This window comes from Stenotrophomonas sp. S39, from assembly GCF_016624665.1.
In the GTDB taxonomy this organism is placed as follows: domain Bacteria; phylum Pseudomonadota; class Gammaproteobacteria; order Xanthomonadales; family Xanthomonadaceae; genus Stenotrophomonas.
Genome location: NZ_JACVTT010000014.1, coordinates 1 through 17,785 on the forward strand (window position 1 = coordinate 1; position 17,785 = coordinate 17,785).

Genomic DNA, 17,785 nt, shown 5'->3' on the forward strand with positions numbered 1-17,785 from the left:
GGGGGGGGCGTAAGGGGTTTTGGGGGGGGGGGGGGGGGGGGGGGGGCGCCCCACGGGCCCGCACCCACCGTAGAGTCGAGCTTGCTCGACTGCCCTGCCTGATAGGCAGGAATGCTAGGCTGCGCCGGTCAAGGAGATTCCATGTCCGGTCACAGCCAGTTCGCCCTGCTCCGCCAGCGCCGCTTCCTGCCGTTCTTCATCGTGCAGGCGCTGGGCGCCTTCAATGACAATGTGTACCGGCAGGCCATCATCGGCCTGTTGTTCTACCTGGGCGTATCGGACGAGCAGCGCTCGCTGTACACCACGCTGGCGCCGGCCATCTTCATCCTGCCGTATTTCCTGTTCTCGGCCCTGGCCGGGCAGATCGCCGACAAACTGGAAAAATCGCGGCTGATCGTGATCACCACCACCATGGAGATCGTGATCATGTCGCTTGCGGCAATCGGGTTCATCACCGAGAACCTGCCGTTCCTGCTGGTGGCGCTGTTCTGCACCGGCATGCAGTCGACCCTGTTCGGCCCGGTGAAGTACTCGGTGCTGCCCTCGGTGCTGAAACCGGAGGAACTGACCGGTGGCAACGGCCTGGTCGAAATGGGCACCTCCATCTCGATCCTGTCGGGCATGATCATCGGCGGCTCGGTGTTCCTGCTGGCCGGCAGCCATGGTCCGATCGTGGCAGCAACGGCCGTCATCGCGCTGGCGATCTTCGGCAATCTCGCCGCGCGCATGATTCCCCGGGTCGACGCCGGCGATCCGGACCTGAAGATCAGCTGGAACCCGCTGCCCGAGTCGCTGGTGGTGCTGCGCATGGCGCGGCAGCAGAAGGCGGTGCGCAACGCCATCCTCGGCGTGTCCTGGTTCTGGTTCGTCGGCACCGTGCTGACCTCGCAGCTGCCCAACTACGCGCTGGTCAACCTGGGCGGCGAGCCCAAGCTGTACCTGTTCGCGCTGGCGCTGTTCTCGGTGGGCACCGGCGTCGGTTCGCTGCTGTGCGAGAAGCTGTCGGCGCGCACGGTGGAAATCGGCCTGGTGCCGCTGGGTGCGTTCGGCATGACCGCCTTCCTGCTGGACCTGTACTTCGCCCGCACCGGCGAAGCGACCGTGCAGAACCTGGGCGTGCTGGCGTTCCTGCAGCAGCCGGGCAGCGTGCGCATCGTCATCGATCTTGTAGGCATCGGCCTGTTTACCGGTGTGTTCGTGGTGCCACTGTTCGCGCTCATCCAGAGCCGCACGCCGAAGGCGCAGATGTCGCGCGTGTTCGCTGCACTCAACATCCAGAATTCCGGCTTCATCGTCGCCGCGGCACTGCTGTCGCTGGCCGCACACCAGCTGCTGCACTGGTCCATCCCGCAGCAGTTCCTGGCGCTGGCCATCGCCAATGCCATCGTGGCGATCTACATCTTCACCATCGTCCCCGAATTCCTGATGCGCTTCCTCAGCTGGCTGATGGTGCGCTCGCTGTACCGGCTGCGCCCGCATGGCATCGAGGCCAACGTCCCCGACGAGGGCGCCGCGCTGCTGGTCTGCAACCACGTCAGCTACATGGACGCGCTGATCCTGTCGGCGACGATCCCGCGCCCCGTGCGTTTCGTCATGTACTACAAGATCTTCAACATCCCGGTGATGCGCTGGATCTTCCGCACCGCCAAGGCGATTCCCATCGCCGGCGCGCGCGAAGACCCGGCGCTGATGCAGCGCGCGTTCGACGAGATCGATGCGGCCCTGGCCGAGGGCGAGCTGGTCTGCATCTTCCCGGAGGGCGCGCTGACCAAGGACGGCAGCATGGCGCCGTTCAAGTCCGGCGTAGAGAAGATCCTCGAACGGCGCCCGGTGCCGGTGGTGCCGATGGCCCTGCGTGGCATGTGGTCGAGCATGTGGAGCCGGCGCGACACGCGTCTGGGCCGCATGCGCGTGCCGCGGCGTTTCCGCGCCACGGTGCAGGTGGTGGCCGCTGCGCCCGTGGACGGCCACAGCGCCGATGCGCCCGCGCTGGAGGCGCAGGTGCGCGCCCTGCGCGGCGACCACGCCTGAGCGTTTGCACACCGAAGCAGGAACCCGGAAACCAATCCCGTACTCCCCCGTCTGCTGCCGAGCCAAGCGCGGCGGGCATGTAAACGCATACATGGGCCGCCGGTTGCGGTAGATTACGCACCCACAGGGGGGAGGTTCGGTCTGTTTGCGACAGATCGACCGCCAAGGAATGGAGTCTTGCTTTGAATCAACCACCACAACCCAGCCGCCCGGTCTACGTCCCCAACCATCTGGTCTGGGCGATCCTGACGACGCTGTTCTGCTGCCTGCCGCTGGGCGTGGTGTCAATCGTGTACGCCTCGCAGGTCGATGGTCGCCGCGCGGCCGGTGATCTGGCCGGGGCTTACGCTGCATCGCGCAAGGCGGGCTGGTGGGCGGCGGCTTCGGCCGTGGCGCTGCCGGTCCTGTTGCTGTTGTGGTTCGGGCTGTTCGGCGGCTTGGCCGTTCTGGGCGCTCTTTCCGACCATTGATTCACCACCACCACCCATCGAGGAGCTTGAACCATGAATACCGCTACCCCGCAGATCCCGAACCACCTGGTCTGGGCCATCCTGTCCACGCTGTTCTGCTGCCTGCCGGCCGGCATCGTGTCGATCGTCTACGCCGCACAGGTCAACGGCAAGCTGGCCGCCGGTGACATCGCCGGTGCTCAGGAATCGTCGGAGAAGGCCAAGAAGTGGGCCATCTGGTCGGCCATCGCGGCGCTGGTCGTCGGCGTGCTGTACTTCATCCTGATCATGGCCATCGGCGGCATGGGCGCCCTGAGCGGCGGCAGCAGCTACTGATGCCTGCTACGGGATCCGGCCGCGCGCCGGGTCCCGTATCTCCCTGCATGCCTCCACCTCCCGTTCCTTCCCGCCTGGGCCGCTGGTCCCCGCTGCTGGCCGCTTCCGGCCTGGCCGCCGGTGCTGCCGTGGTGCTGCGCCACGTCAACCCGTATGTGCCCGGCAATCCGCTGCCGAGCTGCCCGCTGTATGCGCTGACCGGCTTCTACTGCCCCGGCTGCGGCAGCACCCGCTGCCTGTACTCGCTGGTCCATTTCGACCTGCCCGGCGCGATGGCGATGAACCCCCTGCTGGTCATCAGCCTGCCCTTCCTGTTCCTGATGCTGCTGCACATGGCGGGCGTGCGCATGAAGGCGCTCGATCCGTTGATGCGGCTGCTGGCCAACCCGAAGTTCTGGCTGTGGGTGCTGCCGGGGTATGCGCTGCTGCGCAACCTGCCGTGGGCACCGTTCACTGCGCTGGCACCGGTGTAGGTAGCGTCGACTGTCAGTCGACTGGCACCGCGCCTGGCCCGGCCTCTGGCAGTTTCCGTGTGCGTCCACCACGGAAGAAAGAGAAGATCAAAAGCAGAAGCGGCTCGCTTCGCTCGGCTATGCTGGTGCGATGACTGATCGACGTGATGAATTGACCGCGGCCATGAAGGCTGCTGGCTGCACTGATCCGCGCAGCTGGGTGAACAGCGAACTGGGCGAGAACCTGCCGCAGTTCGCGCGCTTCCTGATGCTGCGCGATGTGCACACGCTGGCCGACGATGTGGACAGCGCGTTGTCCGAGGCGCTGTTTGATCGCCCGGAACTGGAGCAGACACTGGCGACGCTGCGCGGTGCGGTGGATCCGCAGGCCCTGCACGCGCTGCTGCGTGCGTACGGCAAGGCGCTGGGCAACAGCTTCGTGATGGCCGTGGATGAAGGTCCGGCGATGCGCGAAGACGGCATGCCCGGCTGGCTGCTGATGGAAACCGACGCCAACGACGAACCGACCGGACGCCTGGTGCAGGGCCTGCACGAGGATTACCTCGACTTCGACGATCGTTACACGCCGTAGCGCTGTGCAGCACCGCGCCATCCACGCATGGCGTGGATCTACGTCACCCAGCCGGCGATGACCAGCAGCGCCAGCACCGCCAGCCACAGCAGCAGCATCCGCCACACCAGGCTCATCGCATCGCGCAGGTCCGGCAGCCGCTGCCATACCGGCAACAGGCCCGCTTCGGTGTAGTCATGCGCCTCTTCGCGCAGCTCGGCATTCACGCTGGCCCGCGCCACTGCGCCGAGGAAGCCGATGCCACCGGCCAGGCGCTCGCCATGGGCCTGCCGCCACGCCTTCCACGCCGTATCGAAGTTGCCGACCAGCGCCATCGAGAACGCCATCAGCTGCGCCACCGGCCATTCGATCCAGGCCAGCAGGCGCTGTGCCAGCGCCAGTGGCTCCACCGGCACGCGTGCCCGCATCGGGCTCTCGGCCATCAGCGCCAGCAGGCGATAGGCCAATGCACCGACCGGGCCCAGCAGCAGGAACCAGAACAGCACCGCAAACCAGCGTCGCAGTGCATTGAGCACGGTCGCCTCGACCAGCGAGGGCACGTCCTCGCGCAGGCTGCCACCGGCGGCCTGCAGGTGGCGTACCGCCGCCTGGCGGCCCGCTGCGTCGTCGGCATCGATGATCGCTTCGATATCACGGTCGAGGTCGCGCGGGCCCCAGCACCAGGCCAGGACCGCCACGCCCAGCAGCAAGCCGGGCAGGCCGAACAGCACCCCGCGCAGCAACCAGGCCAGCAGTGCCATCAGCAGCAGCGGCGGCACGATCGCCAGCGCCACGCCGGCCGGCCCCTGCCAAGCCCGTCCGCCATGCCCGTCCAACCAGCCCAGCCAGCGCCGGAAGCCGTCGAAACGGCGCAGCGAGGCGGCAGCAGCCGGGGCAACGTGGCCCAGGGCCAGCGCCACCAGCACGGCGACCAGGGTGGTGAACATGGCAGGTCTCCCTACGAACAAGCGTTCTGCGCCGCTACCTTACCTGCCGCAGCGGCGCGTTCAGCGATGAACCCGACTGTAACCCGGCGCGTGTTCAGGTGGCGGCAATGCTGCCGCCGGCACCGGCCGGCACGGCCGCAGCGATCAGCCCTGCTGCTGCCGGTACCAGTGTTCGATCAGGCCGCGCGAGATCGAGATCGGCGGCGACAGGCGGATGCCTTCGCCATCGTCCTCGACGTCACGGGCCAGCGCCGCGCCCACCTCTTCAGCAGTGAACCAGCGTGCATCTTCCAGCTCGCCATTGACGGTCGGCACGTCGTCCTGCGCCTGCGCGCGGAACCCCACCATCAGCGCGCCGGGGAACGGCCACGGCTGCGAGCCGAGGTACTGGCAGGACGTCACCCGCACCTTGCTCTCTTCGTGCACCTCGCGCACCACGGTCTGCTCGAAGGTCTCGCCGGGCTCGACGAAGCCGGCCAGCACCGAATAGCGGCGCGGCGCCCAGTTGGACTGGCGGCCCAGCAGCAGGCGGCCCTGGTTTTCCACCGCCACGATCACCGCCGGGTCGACCCGCGGGTAATGCTCGGTGGAACACTGTGCGCAGCGGCCGACGAAGCCGCCGCGGGCGAAGGCCACCGCACCCCCGCACACACCGCAGAAGCGCGTGCGCGAATGCCAGTAGGACATGCCGCGGGCATAGCTGAAGGCGGTGGCATCGGCCACGCTCCACAACAGCGCCGCCTGGCGCAGGTCGAGCCGGCGCGGTGCGGCCTGGGCAACGCTGGCCGCTTCGACGGAGAAGCAGGCCTGGCCCGCGCGCAGGCCGAGGAAGATGGCCGTACCGGGGCCACCGCCGATATCGGCGCCGGTCAGGGCGACCGGCTGGTCGTCCTCACCGGTGAAGGCGGTGCCGTCCTGGTCCAGGACAAGAATGCGCGCATCCGGCCACAGGCGTGCCAGGGCATCGGCATCATCGCGCAGGGCATCGGCGCGCTCCAGCGGCTCGGCCACGAAGGCGAAACCGGAAAGCGGCGAAGGAGTATTGGGCATCCGACAAGCCTGCCGCCAATTGCCGCAGGTGGCAAGGTCGGCGCTGTGCGCAATCAGTCGGTCTTGCGCGCAACGGCAGCGCGAGGCCTCGGCCCCGCGCCCGGCATCACATGCTGAAGCTGCTGCCGCAGCCGCAGGTGGTCTTCGCGTTCGGGTTGCGGATCACGAACTGCGCACCGGTCAGGCTCTCGGTGTAATCCACCTCGGCGCCCATCAGGTACTGCAGGCTGAGCGGATCGACCAGCAGGGTGACCCCGCTGGTCTGCACCGCCAGGTCGTCCTCGGCGCGGTTCTCGTCGAACTCGAAGCCGTACTGGAACCCGGAACAGCCACCGCCCTCGATGTACACGCGCAGGGCCAGGTCGGGGTTGCCCTCGTCCTGGATCAGTTCCTTCACCTTGGCCGCAGCCGATTCGGTGAAGTTCAGCGGCCGCTCCAGCGACTGGTAGTCGGGAGCGGCGGCCGGCGTAGCGCCGGGCAGGGAAACTAGCGTGCTCATGGCCTCAGCATGGGGGCGCCGGGGATGGCTTTCAAGCCATCGCCTCGGCCAGCTTGCGGCGCGCGGCGGTGCCGCCCTTGCCTTCCACCGCTTCGCCTTCGCCTTCCGGCGCCGGCAGGGCCGCCACCGGGCTGCTGGCGTGGATCAGGCGGCCATTCAGCTGGGCACCGGCGTTCATTTCCACCACCTGGTAGTGGACGTTGCCGTTCACCCGCGCGCTCGGGGTCAGTTCGACCTTCTCGCTGGCGTGCACGTCACCGTCGAGGCGGCCACTGATGACCACCACCTGGGCGCGGATCTCGCCTTCGATCACGCCGTGCTCGGCCACCGTCAGGGTCGCGCCGCTGGCGCCTTCCTGGGCGATCACCTTGCCATGGATGCGGCCTTCCACGTACAGGCCACCGCTGAATTCCACATCACCGCGGATCACCACCTGGTTGCCGATCAGGGCATCCACCACCAACTGGCCATCACGGCTGGATTTGCTGTTTCCGAACATCTGCCTACTCCCCTTTGCTGGCCGGTGCGCCGGCCTGTTTCCAGTCGAATACCTGCGTGGTGCCCCCTGCACCACTCCCCAGTGTCACCCTCACCCGTTGCGGGGTGAAGTCCGTCGGCAGCATCACACTGCCGGTGAGCTGCTGGAAGTACCGGAACGAGTAATCCTGTCCCGGCACCTTGCTGCGCTGGTGCAGCTCATCCCAGCTGATCGTGGCCAGCTTGCCGTTCTTCACGCCTTCCACGGTGAAGCGCATCTGCCCCTGGCTGATGGCCCCGCGGTTGAGGTTCTGGGTCAGCACCACGGCGTACTGCCAGGTGCCGGCCGATTCGGGGCTGAACTCGATCGAATGGGTGTTCAGGCCCTTGCGCTGGCTGGTCGAGCCGACCAGGCGCTCGTAGAAGGCCACGTCGGCACGCAGGCCGGCGATCTCTTCGTCGCGCTCGGCCAGCGAGGACTGCACCTCGGTGTTGGCGGCGCGGCTGATGCGGTCGGAGGCTTCCAGCGTGGCCTGCTTCTGGCGCAGCTCGGTCAGCTGCGCCTGCACCGTGTCGGCGCGCTTCTCGGCCGCCTGCAGGCGCTGCCCCTGGGCATCGCGCGGCGCGCCCAGCCAGCAGCCGCCCAGCACCGCCAGCACCAGGCTCAGCAGCCAGATGCCGGCGATGACCAGCAGGCGGCGACGGTCGACCGGCGGCGGCTTGGCACCGGGCAGGCGGACCTGTACGCGCACGGGTGGGCGGTTGTTCATGGGTAGTCTCCGTGGACTCGCAATGGCGACACCAGCACGGCCCCTGTAGCAAACGACGGGCTAGTGTATGACAGGAACGGGGGCTTTCCCCGGTGCCGGCCGTCAGGGGCCGGTGGTGTTCAGCCACGTCATCGCCGATAGTGTGGCACCCCGCACAGTTCCGTCGCCGGAGCCCCGCCATGACCGAAGCCCACCTGTTCGTGATCGGCATCCTGCTGGCCTGGCTGGCCGGCATCCGCGTGTACCTCACCGTGTTCGGCGTCGGCCTGGCCGGCCTGCTCGGCTGGGTCGACCTGCCACCGGCCCTGCAGGCCACCGAATCGTGGTGGGTGCTGGGCACCTCGGCGGCCCTGGCCATCGCCGAATTCTTCGCCGACAAGATCCCTGGCGTCGATTCCATCTGGGATCTCGTGCATACCCTGGCGCGGGTACCGGCCGGCGCCTTCCTGGCCGCCGCCACGCTCTCGCCCGATGGCCAGCTGGGCACCGGCACCCTGCTGGCCGGCGCCGGCGTGGCCCTGGCCAGCCACGGCCTGAAGGCCGGCACCCGCGCCCTGCTCAACACGTCGCCGGAACCGGCCAGCAACTGGGTCGCCTCGGTCGCCGAGGACACCGTGGTGGTCGGCGGCCTGGCGCTGGCACTGGCCCATCCCTGGATCGCCCTGGTCGTGGTGCTGGCCTGCAGCCTGGCCGGCGCACTGCTGGTGTGGCTGGTCTGGCGCACCCTGTGGAAGGGCGTGCGATGGCTTGCATGTGCTGGCGGCACGGCCTCTGCAGGCCAACCACGCACCGGCTGACTGCCGGGCTTGGCGCATAATGGCGGCGAACACCAGGAGCTTTGATGTCCGCAAATGAATCCCCCGCGGGCGCACGCCCCGGACGCGCTGAAACCCCTCCGGCCGATCATTGGCAGCGCTGGGCCAGTGCCCCGGCCGCCGCCGCGCCCAGTCTTGCCGTGGTCCCCTCCGCACCGGCAGATGCGACCGACGGGCTGGCCACGCCGCCGCCGCTGCCGTCCGCGCCGATGGATGCAGACAACAGCAGTGATGCCCCGGCGCCGTCCGACTCGCCGTACCGCGTGCTGATCGTCGAAGACGACCGCGCCCAGGCCCTGTTCGCACAGAGCGTGCTGCACGGTGCCGGCATGCAGGCGGAGGTGCTGTCCGACGCCGATGGCGTACAGCAGGCGATCCGCGAACAGCGCCCCGACCTGATCCTGATGGACCTGCACCTGCCGGGCCTGGATGGCATGCGCCTGACCGCGATGATCCGCCAGCAGCCGGGCATGCAGCTGCTGCCGATCGTCTTCCTCAGTGGCGACCCGGACCCGGAGCGCCAGTTCGAAGTGCTCGACAGCGGCGCCGACGATTACCTGAGCAAGCCGATCCGCCCGCGCCACCTGATCGCAGCCGTGGCCAACCGCATCCGCCGCGCCCGCGCACAGGCCGCCACCCTGCCCGGCGCCAACGGTGCGCCGGCCACCAGCAACCCGGAAACCGGCCTGCCCACCCGCCACCACGTGCTGCAGCAACTCAACGCCGCGCTGGAACAGCGCGACCGTGGCGGCGTGTTCTTCGTGGAAATCTCCAGCGCGCTGGGCCTGCGCGAGCGCTATGGCTACGCCGCCTTCGAGCGGCTGATGGTGCAGGCCGGCCAGCGCCTGGCCGAGGCCGGCCACCCGCACCTGCTGGCACGCCTGAACGACAACAGCTTCCTGCTGCTGGCCCGCGGTGCCGACGAGGAAAGCCTGGAAGGCATCGCCGCCGCGCTGCGCGAACAGCTGTCCGCACGCGCCTTTGTCATCCGCGACGATGAATCGGTACACCTGCGTGGCGTGGTCGGCTATGCGCCGCTGTCGCCGGGCTTCGACGATGCCAACAGCGCGCTGGAAGCCATCGAACGCACCACCCTGCAGGCGCGCCTGCTCACCGCCGGCGTGGCCGGCCACGTGCATCGCCAGGCGATGACCGAGCAGGAACACCTGGCCCTGCTGGAAGGCCAGCTGGAACTGGCCTATCAGCCGATCGTGGCCGTGGCCGGTGGTGATACCGCGCAGTACCAGCTGCTGCTGCGCCTGCGCCAGGCCGATGGCACCGTGCTCACCGCCGGCCAGGTCATTCCGGCGGCCGAAGCGGCCGGCCGCATCGCCGATCTGGACCAGCAGGTGCTGGAGCATGCGATGGGCCTGCTCGACCTGTACCGCCACGCGACGCAGCCGCTGAACCTGTTCGTCTCGCAGTCGCTGCGCACGCTGCAGCGCGATGCCTTCACCGATTGGCTGCTGGAATCGCTGCAGCAGCGCGACCTGCCCGGCAGCGCGCTGGTGATCGACGTGCGCCTGCCCGACGCGCTCATCCATACCGTGCCGCTGCAGCAGTTCTGCCAGCGCATGGCCAGTGCCGGCGTGCGCTTCTGCCTGAGCCAGTTCGAGCCCGGCAGCGAAGCCGATGCCCTGCTCACCCAGCTGCCGCTGTCGTTCGTGCGCATGGCCGCGCGCTTCTCCAGCAGCCATTCCAACCCGGGCACGCGCGAGGAACTGCGCCGGGCGATCGATCGCGCGCATGCCGCAGGCCTGCAGATCATCGGCCAGCAGATCGAGGATCCGCAGGCAGCCGCGGCGATGTGGGTCGGTGGCGTGGACTACATTCAGGGCAACATGGTGCAGTCGGCGGGCAGCGACCTGAACTTCGACTTCCACAACGCGGTGCTCTGAGTGCCGCTGACGGTCACGCTGCTGGCGGCACTGGTGCTGGCCATCGGCGTGGCACTGGCCCTTGGCCTGCGCCTGCGGCAACGCGGACAGGCGCTGGCGGCACTGCAGCGCGAACGCACGGTGCTGGCCAGCGAACGCGACCAGCTGCGTCGCACCACCGAGCGCCAGGGCCAGCTGGAACAACAGCTGCTGCAGGCCAAGCAGGCCGCCGAAGCGGCCGCGCTGGCCAAGGGCGAATTCCTGGCCACCATGAGCCACGAGATCCGCACGCCGCTCAACGGCATCCTGCCGATGCTGGAGCTGATCGCACGCGGGCCGCTGGGCGACGACCAGCGGCAGATGCTGGCCACCGCATCGGTCAGCTCGCAGCAGCTGCTGCGCATCGTCGATGACATCCTCGACTACTCGCGCCTGGAAGCGCAGGCGCTGGAGCTGGAGATCACCAGCTTCAACCTGCGCGAACTGCTTGATGGCGTGGTGCAGCTGCTGCAGCGCGCCGCCGAATCGAAGGGCCTGGTGCTCGGCCTGCAGCTGGACCCTGCCGTGCGCCTGCCGGTGCGTGGCGATCCGGTGCGCCTGCGCCAGGTGCTGACCAACCTGCTGGCCAACGCCATCAAGTTCACCGCACGCGGCCAGGTCCAGCTGCGCGTGCAGCGCCTGGGCGAAGGCCCGGCCCAGCACCAGCTGCGTTTCGAAGTGGCCGACACCGGCATCGGCATCGACGCCCCGCTGCAGTCACGGCTGTTCCAGTCCTTCAGCCAGGCCGATGCGTCGACCACCCGCCTGTATGGCGGCACCGGCCTGGGCCTGGCCATCTGCAAGCGCATCATCGACCTGATGCACGGCCAGATCGGCGTGCAGTCCACGCCCGGCCAGGGCGCCACGTTCTGGTTCGAGATCCCGCTGCTGAAGATTCCCGGCGACCTGCCGGCACTGGCGCGCGCGCCCTCGCCGCTGCTGCTGCACAGTGCCGATGTGGCGCTGCAGGCGCGCGTGGAACGCATTGCCGCCCACCACGGGCTGCCGGTGCAGGTGCTGGCCGAACGCGATCTGCTGCTGGAGCGCCTGCGTGCGGCGCCACGCCCCGGCCAACCGCCGCCGGCGTGGCTGCTGGTGGACGCCCGCCAGCGCCGCGGCGGCGAAGCGACGCTGCTGCGCACGCTGGCCGAGCGCGGCACGGAAGACACGCTGCAGGTGCTGTGGCTGCAGGACGAGCCCGCGCCCACGCAGGCCCGCCAGCAGCAGTTGCCGGGCGGCTTCAGCGACGCCACCCTGCACGCCCTGCTGGCCACGCCCACCGCCAGCGTACGGCCGGCGGCCCTGCTGGCCACGGCCGAGCATGGCCAGGCACCGGCGATGCTGCCGCCCCTGGGCCTGCGCGTGCTGCTGGTGGAGGACAACGCGGTCAACCGCATGGTGGCCGAACAGCTGCTGCGGGTGTTCCAGTGCGAGGTGCGCAACGCCGCCGACGGCGAGCAGGCCCTCGTGGCGCTGCGCCAGGGCGGTATCGACGTGGTGCTGATGGATTGCCAGATGCCGGTACTGGATGGCTATGCCGCCACCGGCCAATGGCGGAGCGAGGAAGCGGCACAGGGCCGCGTGCGGCTGCCGATCATCGCCATGACCGCCAACGCCATGGCCGGCGACCGCGAACGCTGCCTGCAGGCCGGCATGGATGATTACCTGTCCAAGCCGATCAACCGCGAAACCCTGCATGCGCTGCTGCAGCGCTGGGGCGAAGCGCCTGTGGTTGTCGACCGTTGCGATGCTCCCGAAACCGTAGAGTCGAGCTTGCTCGACTGCCACCATACCCAAAACAGTCGAGCAGGCTCGACTCCACCTCCGCCGCCTGAAGCAGACACGCCGCCGCAGCCGGTGCTCGACCACAGCGTGCTCGAGGAACTGCAGGCGGTGATCGGAGCGGCCGCACTGCAGATCGTGGCCGTGTTCCTCGAAGATGCTCCCGCGATGGTGCAGGCCCTGCAGCAGGCCGCGCAGGGCAACGACATCGAGCGCCTGCAGGCGCTGTCGCACAGCCTCAAGTCATCCAGCGCCAATGTCGGCGCACTGTCACTGTCGGCCGTCGCCCGGCGCATCGAGCACGAAGCCCGCGCCGGCAGCCTGCAGCGCCCCGCCGTGGCAGTGGCGCTGCTGGTGGCCGAGTTCGCCCGCGCACGCGTGGCGCTGACCGGCTACCTGGCCCAGGAACGGTAGCGCCGAGCCGCTCGACTACCGCTTTGTAGAGTCGAGCCATGCTCGACTCCACATGTTGAATCAGTCTTCCAGCTTGCTCAGCAGGTACTTCGGCTCGCCGATGCGCTCGACCAGGTCCAGCTGGGTTTCCAGCCAGTCGATGTGCTCTTCCTCGGCATCGAGGATGCTGGTGAACAACGAACGGCTCACGTAGTCACCCACCGAATCGGCGTAAGCCACGGCGTTGCGCAGCACCACCACGCCGTCCTGTTCCAGCGACAGGTCACACTGCAGCATTTCCGGCGGGTTCTCGCCGATGCGCAGCTTGCCCAGCGCCTGGAAGTTCGGCAGGCCTTCAAGGAACAGGATTCGGTCGGACAGCGCGTCGGCGCGCTTCATCGCGTGGATCGATTCCTTGTACTCGTACTCCGCCAGTTCCTTGATGCCCCAGTTCTTGAACATCTTGGCGTGCAGGAAGTACTGGTTGATCGCGGTCAGCTCGTTGAAGAGGACCTTGTTGAGGAATTCGATGACCTTGGTGTCGCCCTTCATGGGAATGCTCCTGCACGCTGAAAACGCAGGCACTGTATCGCTTTGAAGGCGCGCGTGAAGGAACGCGAATCGTGCGCATTGGCCTGTGCGGCCAGCGGCGGAACGTCAGGGACGCGGCGTCATGGCGCCGCGGGGTACGGCTCAGGCAGCCTGCAGGCCCAGCACGGGCAGCGGCAGGTCGTGGGTGGCCATGGCCTTGGCCAGCAGGTCACCGGCCATGTCCAGGCAGGAACCGCAGGTCGCGCCACAACCGGTACGCATGGTCAGCTCGCCCACCGTGGTGACGCCATGGCTGGCGGCCTCGCGGATCTGGTGGTCGGTGACTCCGTTGCAGATGCAGACGTACACAGGCGGGAACCGGGCTGACAGGCCAGAAGCGGCCTGGTGCCCATTCCAATGGAAACGAGAATGGTTGTCAATCAGAGACCTGAACCATTCTCGCTACCGTTCATCCACTCAGCTGGCGGGCGCGTCGCCCTGCGCCTTGCGTGGCCAGTAACCCTTGCTGCGCGGGCGCTTGCGGGGGCGGTCGTGGCCTGCGGTATTGCCCGGCATCCAGGCCTCGGCCGCGGTCTTGGGCATGGCGGTCACCCCCTGCCCGGCCACCCCGCGCGCCAACGGCGCCAAGTGGCGCAAGGCACGCGCATAGACCCCCCGCTTGAACATCACCACGTGCTCGACCGGGTACCAGAAATCGACCCAGCGCCAGTTGTCGAACTCGGGCGAGTCGGTATGGTCCAGCCGCACATGCGATTCATCGCCGGTGAGGCGCAGCAGGAACCAGACCTGCTTCTGGCCGATGCAGACCTGCCGCTCGTTACGGCGGATGGCCCGGGCCGGCAGCTTGTAGCGCAGCCAGCCCGGTGTCGCCCCCAGCACTTCTACGTGCTCGGGCAGCAGGCCGGTCTCTTCCTGCAGTTCACGATACATGGCCTCGACCGGGGTCTCGTCGGTGTTCATGCCACCCTGCGGGAACTGCCAGCCATCCCGGCGCACGCGTCGTGCCCAGAACACCTGCCCGTCCTGCCGCATCAGCACGATGCCGACGTTCGGTCGATAGCCGTCCGGATCGATCACGATGCGGACTCCTAAGAAAATCTACTGGTCGGGACTATCCCATGCCGTCTGTCGGCCCACAAGCTCGGCACAAAAGTGTTGACAGGCCCGATACACATGAGCAGAATAGCTGGCTCACCGAGGCTATGTAGCTCAGCCGGTTAGAGCACAGCACTCATAATGCTGGGGTCGGTGGTTCGAGTCCACCCATAGCCACCACACTGAAAATCAAGTTGTTTTTCAGCGTGAAAAGTGACAAAATAGTTTTTCGTTACATTGCCCCTTAGCCAAGCGGTAAGGCACCTGACTCTGACTCAGGCATCGGTGGTTCGAATCCATCAGGGGCAGCCAAATTAAAAAGAAAAAGGCCTGATCGAAAGATCAGGCCTTTTTCTTTTTAATTTGGTCACGCATTCCACCTGATCCCCGCGCCTCTCTGGAGAGGAGTCCAGGGTCGGACATGCAAAAAGACGGGTAGTGCCGGCCGCTGGCCGGCAACCAGGGAATGCACTCCCCCGAAACGACAAAAGCCCGGCCGAAGCCGGGCTTTTGCTTTTCCAACCAGCGGGCTCCCGAAGGAGCCCAACCAGGCGCGGTAAATCAGCGCTTGGAGAACTGGGTGGCGCGGCGGGCCTTGTGCAGACCGACCTTCTTACGCTCGACTTCACGGGCGTCACGGGTCACGAAGCCAGCCTTGCGCAGCTCGGACTTCAGGGTTTCGTCGTACTCGACCAGAGCACGGGCGATGCCCAGACGGATCGCACCGGCCTGGCCGGTGGTGCCGCCGCCAGCGGCGGTGACCAGAATGTCGAAGCTTTCGGTGTTCTTGGTCAGCTCGAGCGGCTGGCGCACGATCATGCGCGCGGTCTCACGACCGAAGAACTCGTCCAGCGGACGGCCATTGACGGTGATGTTGCCCGTACCCTTGCGCAGGAACACGCGAGCGGTGGAGGACTTGCGGCGGCCAGTGCCGTAGTTTTGAGTGATAGCCATGATTAGATATCCAGAACCTGCGGCTGCTGTGCGGCGTGCGGATGCTCAGTGCCGGCGTAGACCTTGAGCTTGCGGTACATCTGGCGACCCAGCGGGCCCTTCGGCAGCATGCCCTTGACGGCAGTCTCGATGACGCGCTCCGGGTGACGCTCCAGCGCCTGGGCCAGGGATTCGGTCTTCAGGTTGCCGATGTAACCGGTGAAACGGTGATACATCTTGTCCTGCAGCTTCTTGCCGGTGACGGCAATCTTTTCTGCATTGATGACGACCAGGTAGTCGCCGGTATCAACGTGGGGGGTGTAGACCGGCTTGTGCTTGCCACGCAGACGGCGGGCCAGCTCGGTGCAGAGACGGCCCAGGGTCTTGCCCTCGGCGTCGACGAGGTACCAGTCGCGCTGGACGGTCTCGTTCTTGGCAGTGAAAGTGCTCATGAAGAACTCTAGGTTAGGTCGGGCTCATTGCGGCGAAAGGCTCGCCGGAACTCTGCCACGCGTTGTGAAAAGGTGAAGCGTAAGAGGCGGGATTGTACTCACCCCGGCGCCCCGGCGCAAGCCGCCCCCTGTACCGGGTTGGCAGGGGACCGGGGCCGGGCGAGAATCGGGGATCCCCCGCCCCACCCATGCCGCCATGACCGTGCTCCGCCAGACCACCCCGCTGGACCATCTGCTGACCGAGGCGCAGCGCGCCCTGGACACCGTGTTCGGCAACCCGCCGGCATCGCGCCCCTACCCGGCGGCCGAAACCGGCGAGCCGGGCATGGACACGGCGCAGCGCCGCCATGCCGCTGGCCTGATGCGGATCAACCACGTCGGCGAGGTCTGCGCGCAGGGCCTGTATTTCGGCCAGGCCGCGGTCGCCCTTGACCCCTCCACCCGCGAGCACCTGCTGGAAGCGGCGCAGGAAGAAACCGACCACCTGGCCTGGTGCGCCACCCGGCTGGCCGAGCTGGACAGCCGCCCCAGCCTGTTCAACCCGCTGTGGTACGCCGGCAGCTACACCATCGGCACCCTGGCCGGGCTGCGCGGCGATGGCTGGAACCTCGGCTTCGTGGTCGAGACCGAGCGCCAGGTGGAAGCCCACCTGGACGAGCACCTGGTCGACCTGCCGGCCGGCGACCTGCGCAGCCGCGCGGTCATCCGGGTGATGAAGGAAGACGAGGCCCGCCATGCCGAGCACGCCGAGCAGGCCGGCGCCCGCCGCCTGCCGTTCCCGATCCCGGGCGCGATGGCCCTGGCGTCGAAGGTGATGAAGCACATCGCCTACCGCATTTGAACGGCCGCCCCCACCAACGGTGAGGGCCTACCAAAGGTGCTGTGGGGCCCGACCGTTGGTCGGGCCGTCGGGTCGCCTTAATTGGGCGACACCAGCTTCAGGCCGATCACGCCTGCCACGATCAGGCCCACGCAGGCCAGGCGCGCCGGCGACGCGCTGTCGTTGAACAGGAAAATGCCCAGCACCGCCACGCCCATGGCGCCGATGCCGGTCCAGATGGCGTAGGCCGTGCCGACCGGAATCGACTTCATTGCCTGGCTCATCAGGTACAGGCTGATCAGAGCCGACACCACGGTGGCAGCGGTGGGCAGCGGCTTGCTGAAGCCTTCGGAGTACTTCATCCCGAGCGCGAAGCCGATTTCGAACAGGCCGGCCAGCAGCAGGTAGATCCAGGGCATGGGTGGGGGCTCCTCACCTTGTTGAAGAAAAACAAAACGGCCCGGTGTTTTCACACCGGGCCGTGGGTCGGTACATCACCGTGGAACTGCAAACTGCGCGAAAAGCGCGTTCCACGGGGCGGGTCGTCCCGCCTGGGTGGCGATGCCGGAGGGCATCGCGCACGGGTCTTACTCGGACAGGTTGCGGCCGTGGAACAGCTCTTCGATCTCGCGCTTGAGCAGCGCTTCGATCTTCATGCGTTCCTTGAACGACAGGTTCTTGGCCTTTTCCTCGAACAGGTACTGGTCCAGGTCGAAGTCCTTCAGGTGCATCTTCGTGTGGAAGATGTTTTCCTGGTAGACGTTGACGTCGAACATCTCGTAACGCGACTTGATGTTCTTGGCCAGGAAGTTCTGGATCGAGTTGATCTTGTGATCGATGTAGTGCTTCTTGCCCTTCACATCGCGGGTGAAGCCACGGACACGGTAGTCCATGATCACGATGTCCGATTCCAGGCTCTCGATCAGGTAGTTCAGGGCCTTCAGCGGCGAAATGACGCCACAGGTGGCCACGTCGATGTCGGCACGGAACGTCGCGATACCTTCCTGCGGATGGGTCTCCGGGTAGGTGTGGACAGTGATGTGGCTCTTGTCCATGTGCGCGACCACGGCATCGGAGATCAGCTCCTTGCCGGCCTGCTTCTTGTCGATCACCGGCTCTTCGGAGATCAGGATCGTCACCGAGGCACCCTGCGGATCGTAGTCCTGGCGGGCCACGTTCAGGATGTTCGCGCCGATGATCTCGGCGACATCGGTCAAGATTTGAGTCAGCCTGTCGGCGTTGTACTCTTCATCGATGTATTCAATGTAACGCTGACGCTCCTCTTCGGTGCGCGCGTAACACACGTCATAGATGTTGAAGCTCAGCGCCTTGGTGAGGTTGTTGAAACCCTGCAACCTCAGGCGAGGCAACGGCTTGACCACGGCGGTCGATTCCTGTGTAAGAAGGGAAAGGGTGAATTATGGGGCAAAGTGCCCCCGGGGGGA

General features: G+C 67.2%; 21 protein-coding genes and 2 tRNA genes. 11 read left to right on the forward strand and 12 right to left on the reverse strand.

From position 1 onward, the window contains the following. Positions 1–141: 141 nt before the first annotated feature. From IAE41_RS05990 to IAE41_RS06010, 5 genes are all read left to right on the forward strand, one after another. Positions 142–2,031 carry an MFS transporter gene (locus tag IAE41_RS05990; RefSeq protein ID WP_200732455.1) on the forward strand — a complete coding sequence of 630 codons (1,890 nt, stop codon included), beginning with the start codon at positions 142–144 and terminating at the stop codon, positions 2,029–2,031. A 182-nt stretch (positions 2,032–2,213) separates the two neighbouring features. Beyond that, on the forward strand, positions 2,214–2,501 hold the full coding sequence (locus tag IAE41_RS05995) for a CD225/dispanin family protein (RefSeq protein WP_200732456.1): 288 nt from the start codon (positions 2,214–2,216) through the stop codon (positions 2,499–2,501). 33 nt (positions 2,502–2,534) lie between these two features. Continuing rightward, positions 2,535–2,816, forward strand: a complete 282-nt coding sequence (locus tag IAE41_RS06000) for a CD225/dispanin family protein (protein WP_079223850.1) — start codon at positions 2,535–2,537, stop codon at positions 2,814–2,816. Between the two features lie 47 nt (positions 2,817–2,863). Beyond that, the gene (locus IAE41_RS06005) at positions 2,864–3,289 is read left to right on the forward strand and encodes a DUF2752 domain-containing protein (RefSeq protein ID WP_079223852.1); all 426 of its coding nucleotides are present in this window, start codon (positions 2,864–2,866) and stop codon (positions 3,287–3,289) included. Between the two features lie 130 nt (positions 3,290–3,419). After that, positions 3,420–3,860 (forward strand): hypothetical protein, encoded by a 441-nt coding sequence (locus IAE41_RS06010; RefSeq protein ID WP_159095384.1) that lies wholly within the window; start codon positions 3,420–3,422, stop codon positions 3,858–3,860. 38 nt (positions 3,861–3,898) lie between these two features. Here IAE41_RS06010 and ampE read toward each other — a convergent pair whose 3' ends face one another. The 5 genes from ampE to IAE41_RS06035 all read right to left on the reverse strand — a co-directional run bounded on the left by ampE (position 3,899) and on the right by IAE41_RS06035 (position 7,582). Further along, on the reverse strand, positions 3,899–4,786 hold the full coding sequence (gene ampE / locus IAE41_RS06015) for a regulatory signaling modulator protein AmpE (RefSeq protein WP_079223855.1): 888 nt from the start codon (positions 4,784–4,786) through the stop codon (positions 3,899–3,901). 144 nt (positions 4,787–4,930) lie between these two features. Further along, entirely contained in the window at positions 4,931–5,836 is a 906-nt protein-coding gene (gene nudC, locus IAE41_RS06020; RefSeq protein WP_200732457.1) for an NAD(+) diphosphatase, read from the reverse strand. A 106-nt stretch (positions 5,837–5,942) separates the two neighbouring features. Beyond that, entirely contained in the window at positions 5,943–6,335 is a 393-nt protein-coding gene (gene erpA / locus IAE41_RS06025; protein WP_108747525.1) for an iron-sulfur cluster insertion protein ErpA, read from the reverse strand. 31 nt (positions 6,336–6,366) lie between these two features. Continuing rightward, positions 6,367–6,834 carry a polymer-forming cytoskeletal protein gene (locus IAE41_RS06030; protein WP_200732458.1) on the reverse strand — a complete coding sequence of 156 codons (468 nt, stop codon included), beginning with the start codon at positions 6,832–6,834 and terminating at the stop codon, positions 6,367–6,369. A 4-nt stretch (positions 6,835–6,838) separates the two neighbouring features. Next, positions 6,839–7,582, reverse strand: a complete 744-nt coding sequence (locus tag IAE41_RS06035) for a DUF6776 family protein (protein WP_108747527.1) — start codon at positions 7,580–7,582, stop codon at positions 6,839–6,841. 179 nt (positions 7,583–7,761) lie between these two features. Between IAE41_RS06035 and IAE41_RS06040 the strand changes: the two genes are divergently transcribed. Genes IAE41_RS06040 through IAE41_RS06050 form a run of 3 tightly spaced genes read left to right on the forward strand, consistent with a single transcriptional unit; the run spans position 7,762 to position 12,509 of the window. Beyond that, a complete protein-coding gene (locus tag IAE41_RS06040) occupies positions 7,762–8,379 on the forward strand; it encodes a DUF4126 domain-containing protein (protein ID WP_200732459.1) in 618 nt (205 codons plus the stop codon). A gap of 44 nt (positions 8,380–8,423) precedes the next feature. Further along, positions 8,424–10,295 carry an EAL domain-containing protein gene (locus IAE41_RS06045; RefSeq protein WP_200732460.1) on the forward strand — a complete coding sequence of 624 codons (1,872 nt, stop codon included), beginning with the start codon at positions 8,424–8,426 and terminating at the stop codon, positions 10,293–10,295. Then, entirely contained in the window at positions 10,296–12,509 is a 2,214-nt protein-coding gene (locus IAE41_RS06050) for an ATP-binding protein (RefSeq protein WP_200732461.1), read from the forward strand. A gap of 60 nt (positions 12,510–12,569) precedes the next feature. On the opposite strand, the gene bfr is transcribed toward IAE41_RS06050, so the two are convergent. The 3 genes from bfr to IAE41_RS06065 all read right to left on the reverse strand — a co-directional run bounded on the left by bfr (position 12,570) and on the right by IAE41_RS06065 (position 14,117). After that, positions 12,570–13,040, reverse strand: coding sequence for a bacterioferritin (bfr, locus tag IAE41_RS06055; protein ID WP_200732462.1), 471 nt, complete (start codon positions 13,038–13,040; stop codon positions 12,570–12,572). A gap of 141 nt (positions 13,041–13,181) precedes the next feature. Next, positions 13,182–13,388: a bacterioferritin-associated ferredoxin gene (locus IAE41_RS06060; RefSeq protein ID WP_200732463.1), complete on the reverse strand. Its 207-nt coding sequence runs from the start codon at positions 13,386–13,388 to the stop codon at positions 13,182–13,184. A gap of 108 nt (positions 13,389–13,496) precedes the next feature. Then, on the reverse strand, positions 13,497–14,117 hold the full coding sequence (locus IAE41_RS06065; RefSeq protein WP_200732464.1) for an RNA pyrophosphohydrolase: 621 nt from the start codon (positions 14,115–14,117) through the stop codon (positions 13,497–13,499). A gap of 121 nt (positions 14,118–14,238) precedes the next feature. Here IAE41_RS06065 and IAE41_RS06070 point away from each other — a divergent pair. Together IAE41_RS06070 and IAE41_RS06075 are read left to right on the forward strand one after the other, a co-directional pair. Then, positions 14,239–14,315: transfer RNA gene (locus IAE41_RS06070), tRNA-Met, on the forward strand. A gap of 58 nt (positions 14,316–14,373) precedes the next feature. Then, positions 14,374–14,447 (forward strand) — tRNA-Gln (locus IAE41_RS06075). A gap of 249 nt (positions 14,448–14,696) precedes the next feature. Here IAE41_RS06075 and rpsI read toward each other — a convergent pair. Both rpsI and rplM read right to left on the reverse strand, forming a co-directional pair. Then, on the reverse strand, positions 14,697–15,089 hold the full coding sequence (gene rpsI / locus IAE41_RS06080; RefSeq protein ID WP_079223875.1) for a 30S ribosomal protein S9: 393 nt from the start codon (positions 15,087–15,089) through the stop codon (positions 14,697–14,699). Between the two features lie 2 nt (positions 15,090–15,091). Next, positions 15,092–15,520, reverse strand: coding sequence for a 50S ribosomal protein L13 (gene rplM / locus IAE41_RS06085; RefSeq protein ID WP_079223878.1), 429 nt, complete (start codon positions 15,518–15,520; stop codon positions 15,092–15,094). A 196-nt stretch (positions 15,521–15,716) separates the two neighbouring features. On the opposite strand from rplM, the gene coq7 reads away from it, so the two are divergent. Further along, positions 15,717–16,361: a 2-polyprenyl-3-methyl-6-methoxy-1,4-benzoquinone monooxygenase gene (coq7, locus tag IAE41_RS06090; protein WP_200732465.1), complete on the forward strand. Its 645-nt coding sequence runs from the start codon at positions 15,717–15,719 to the stop codon at positions 16,359–16,361. A 77-nt stretch (positions 16,362–16,438) separates the two neighbouring features. Here coq7 and sugE read toward each other — a convergent pair whose 3' ends face one another. Next, complete coding sequence (sugE, locus tag IAE41_RS06095) at positions 16,439–16,759, reverse strand: quaternary ammonium compound efflux SMR transporter SugE (protein ID WP_108747533.1); 321 nt, start codon at positions 16,757–16,759, stop codon at positions 16,439–16,441. Between the two features lie 168 nt (positions 16,760–16,927). Then, positions 16,928–17,722, reverse strand: a complete 795-nt coding sequence (gene speD / locus IAE41_RS06100) for an adenosylmethionine decarboxylase (protein ID WP_006473908.1) — start codon at positions 17,720–17,722, stop codon at positions 16,928–16,930. Positions 17,723–17,785 lie beyond the last annotated feature (63 nt).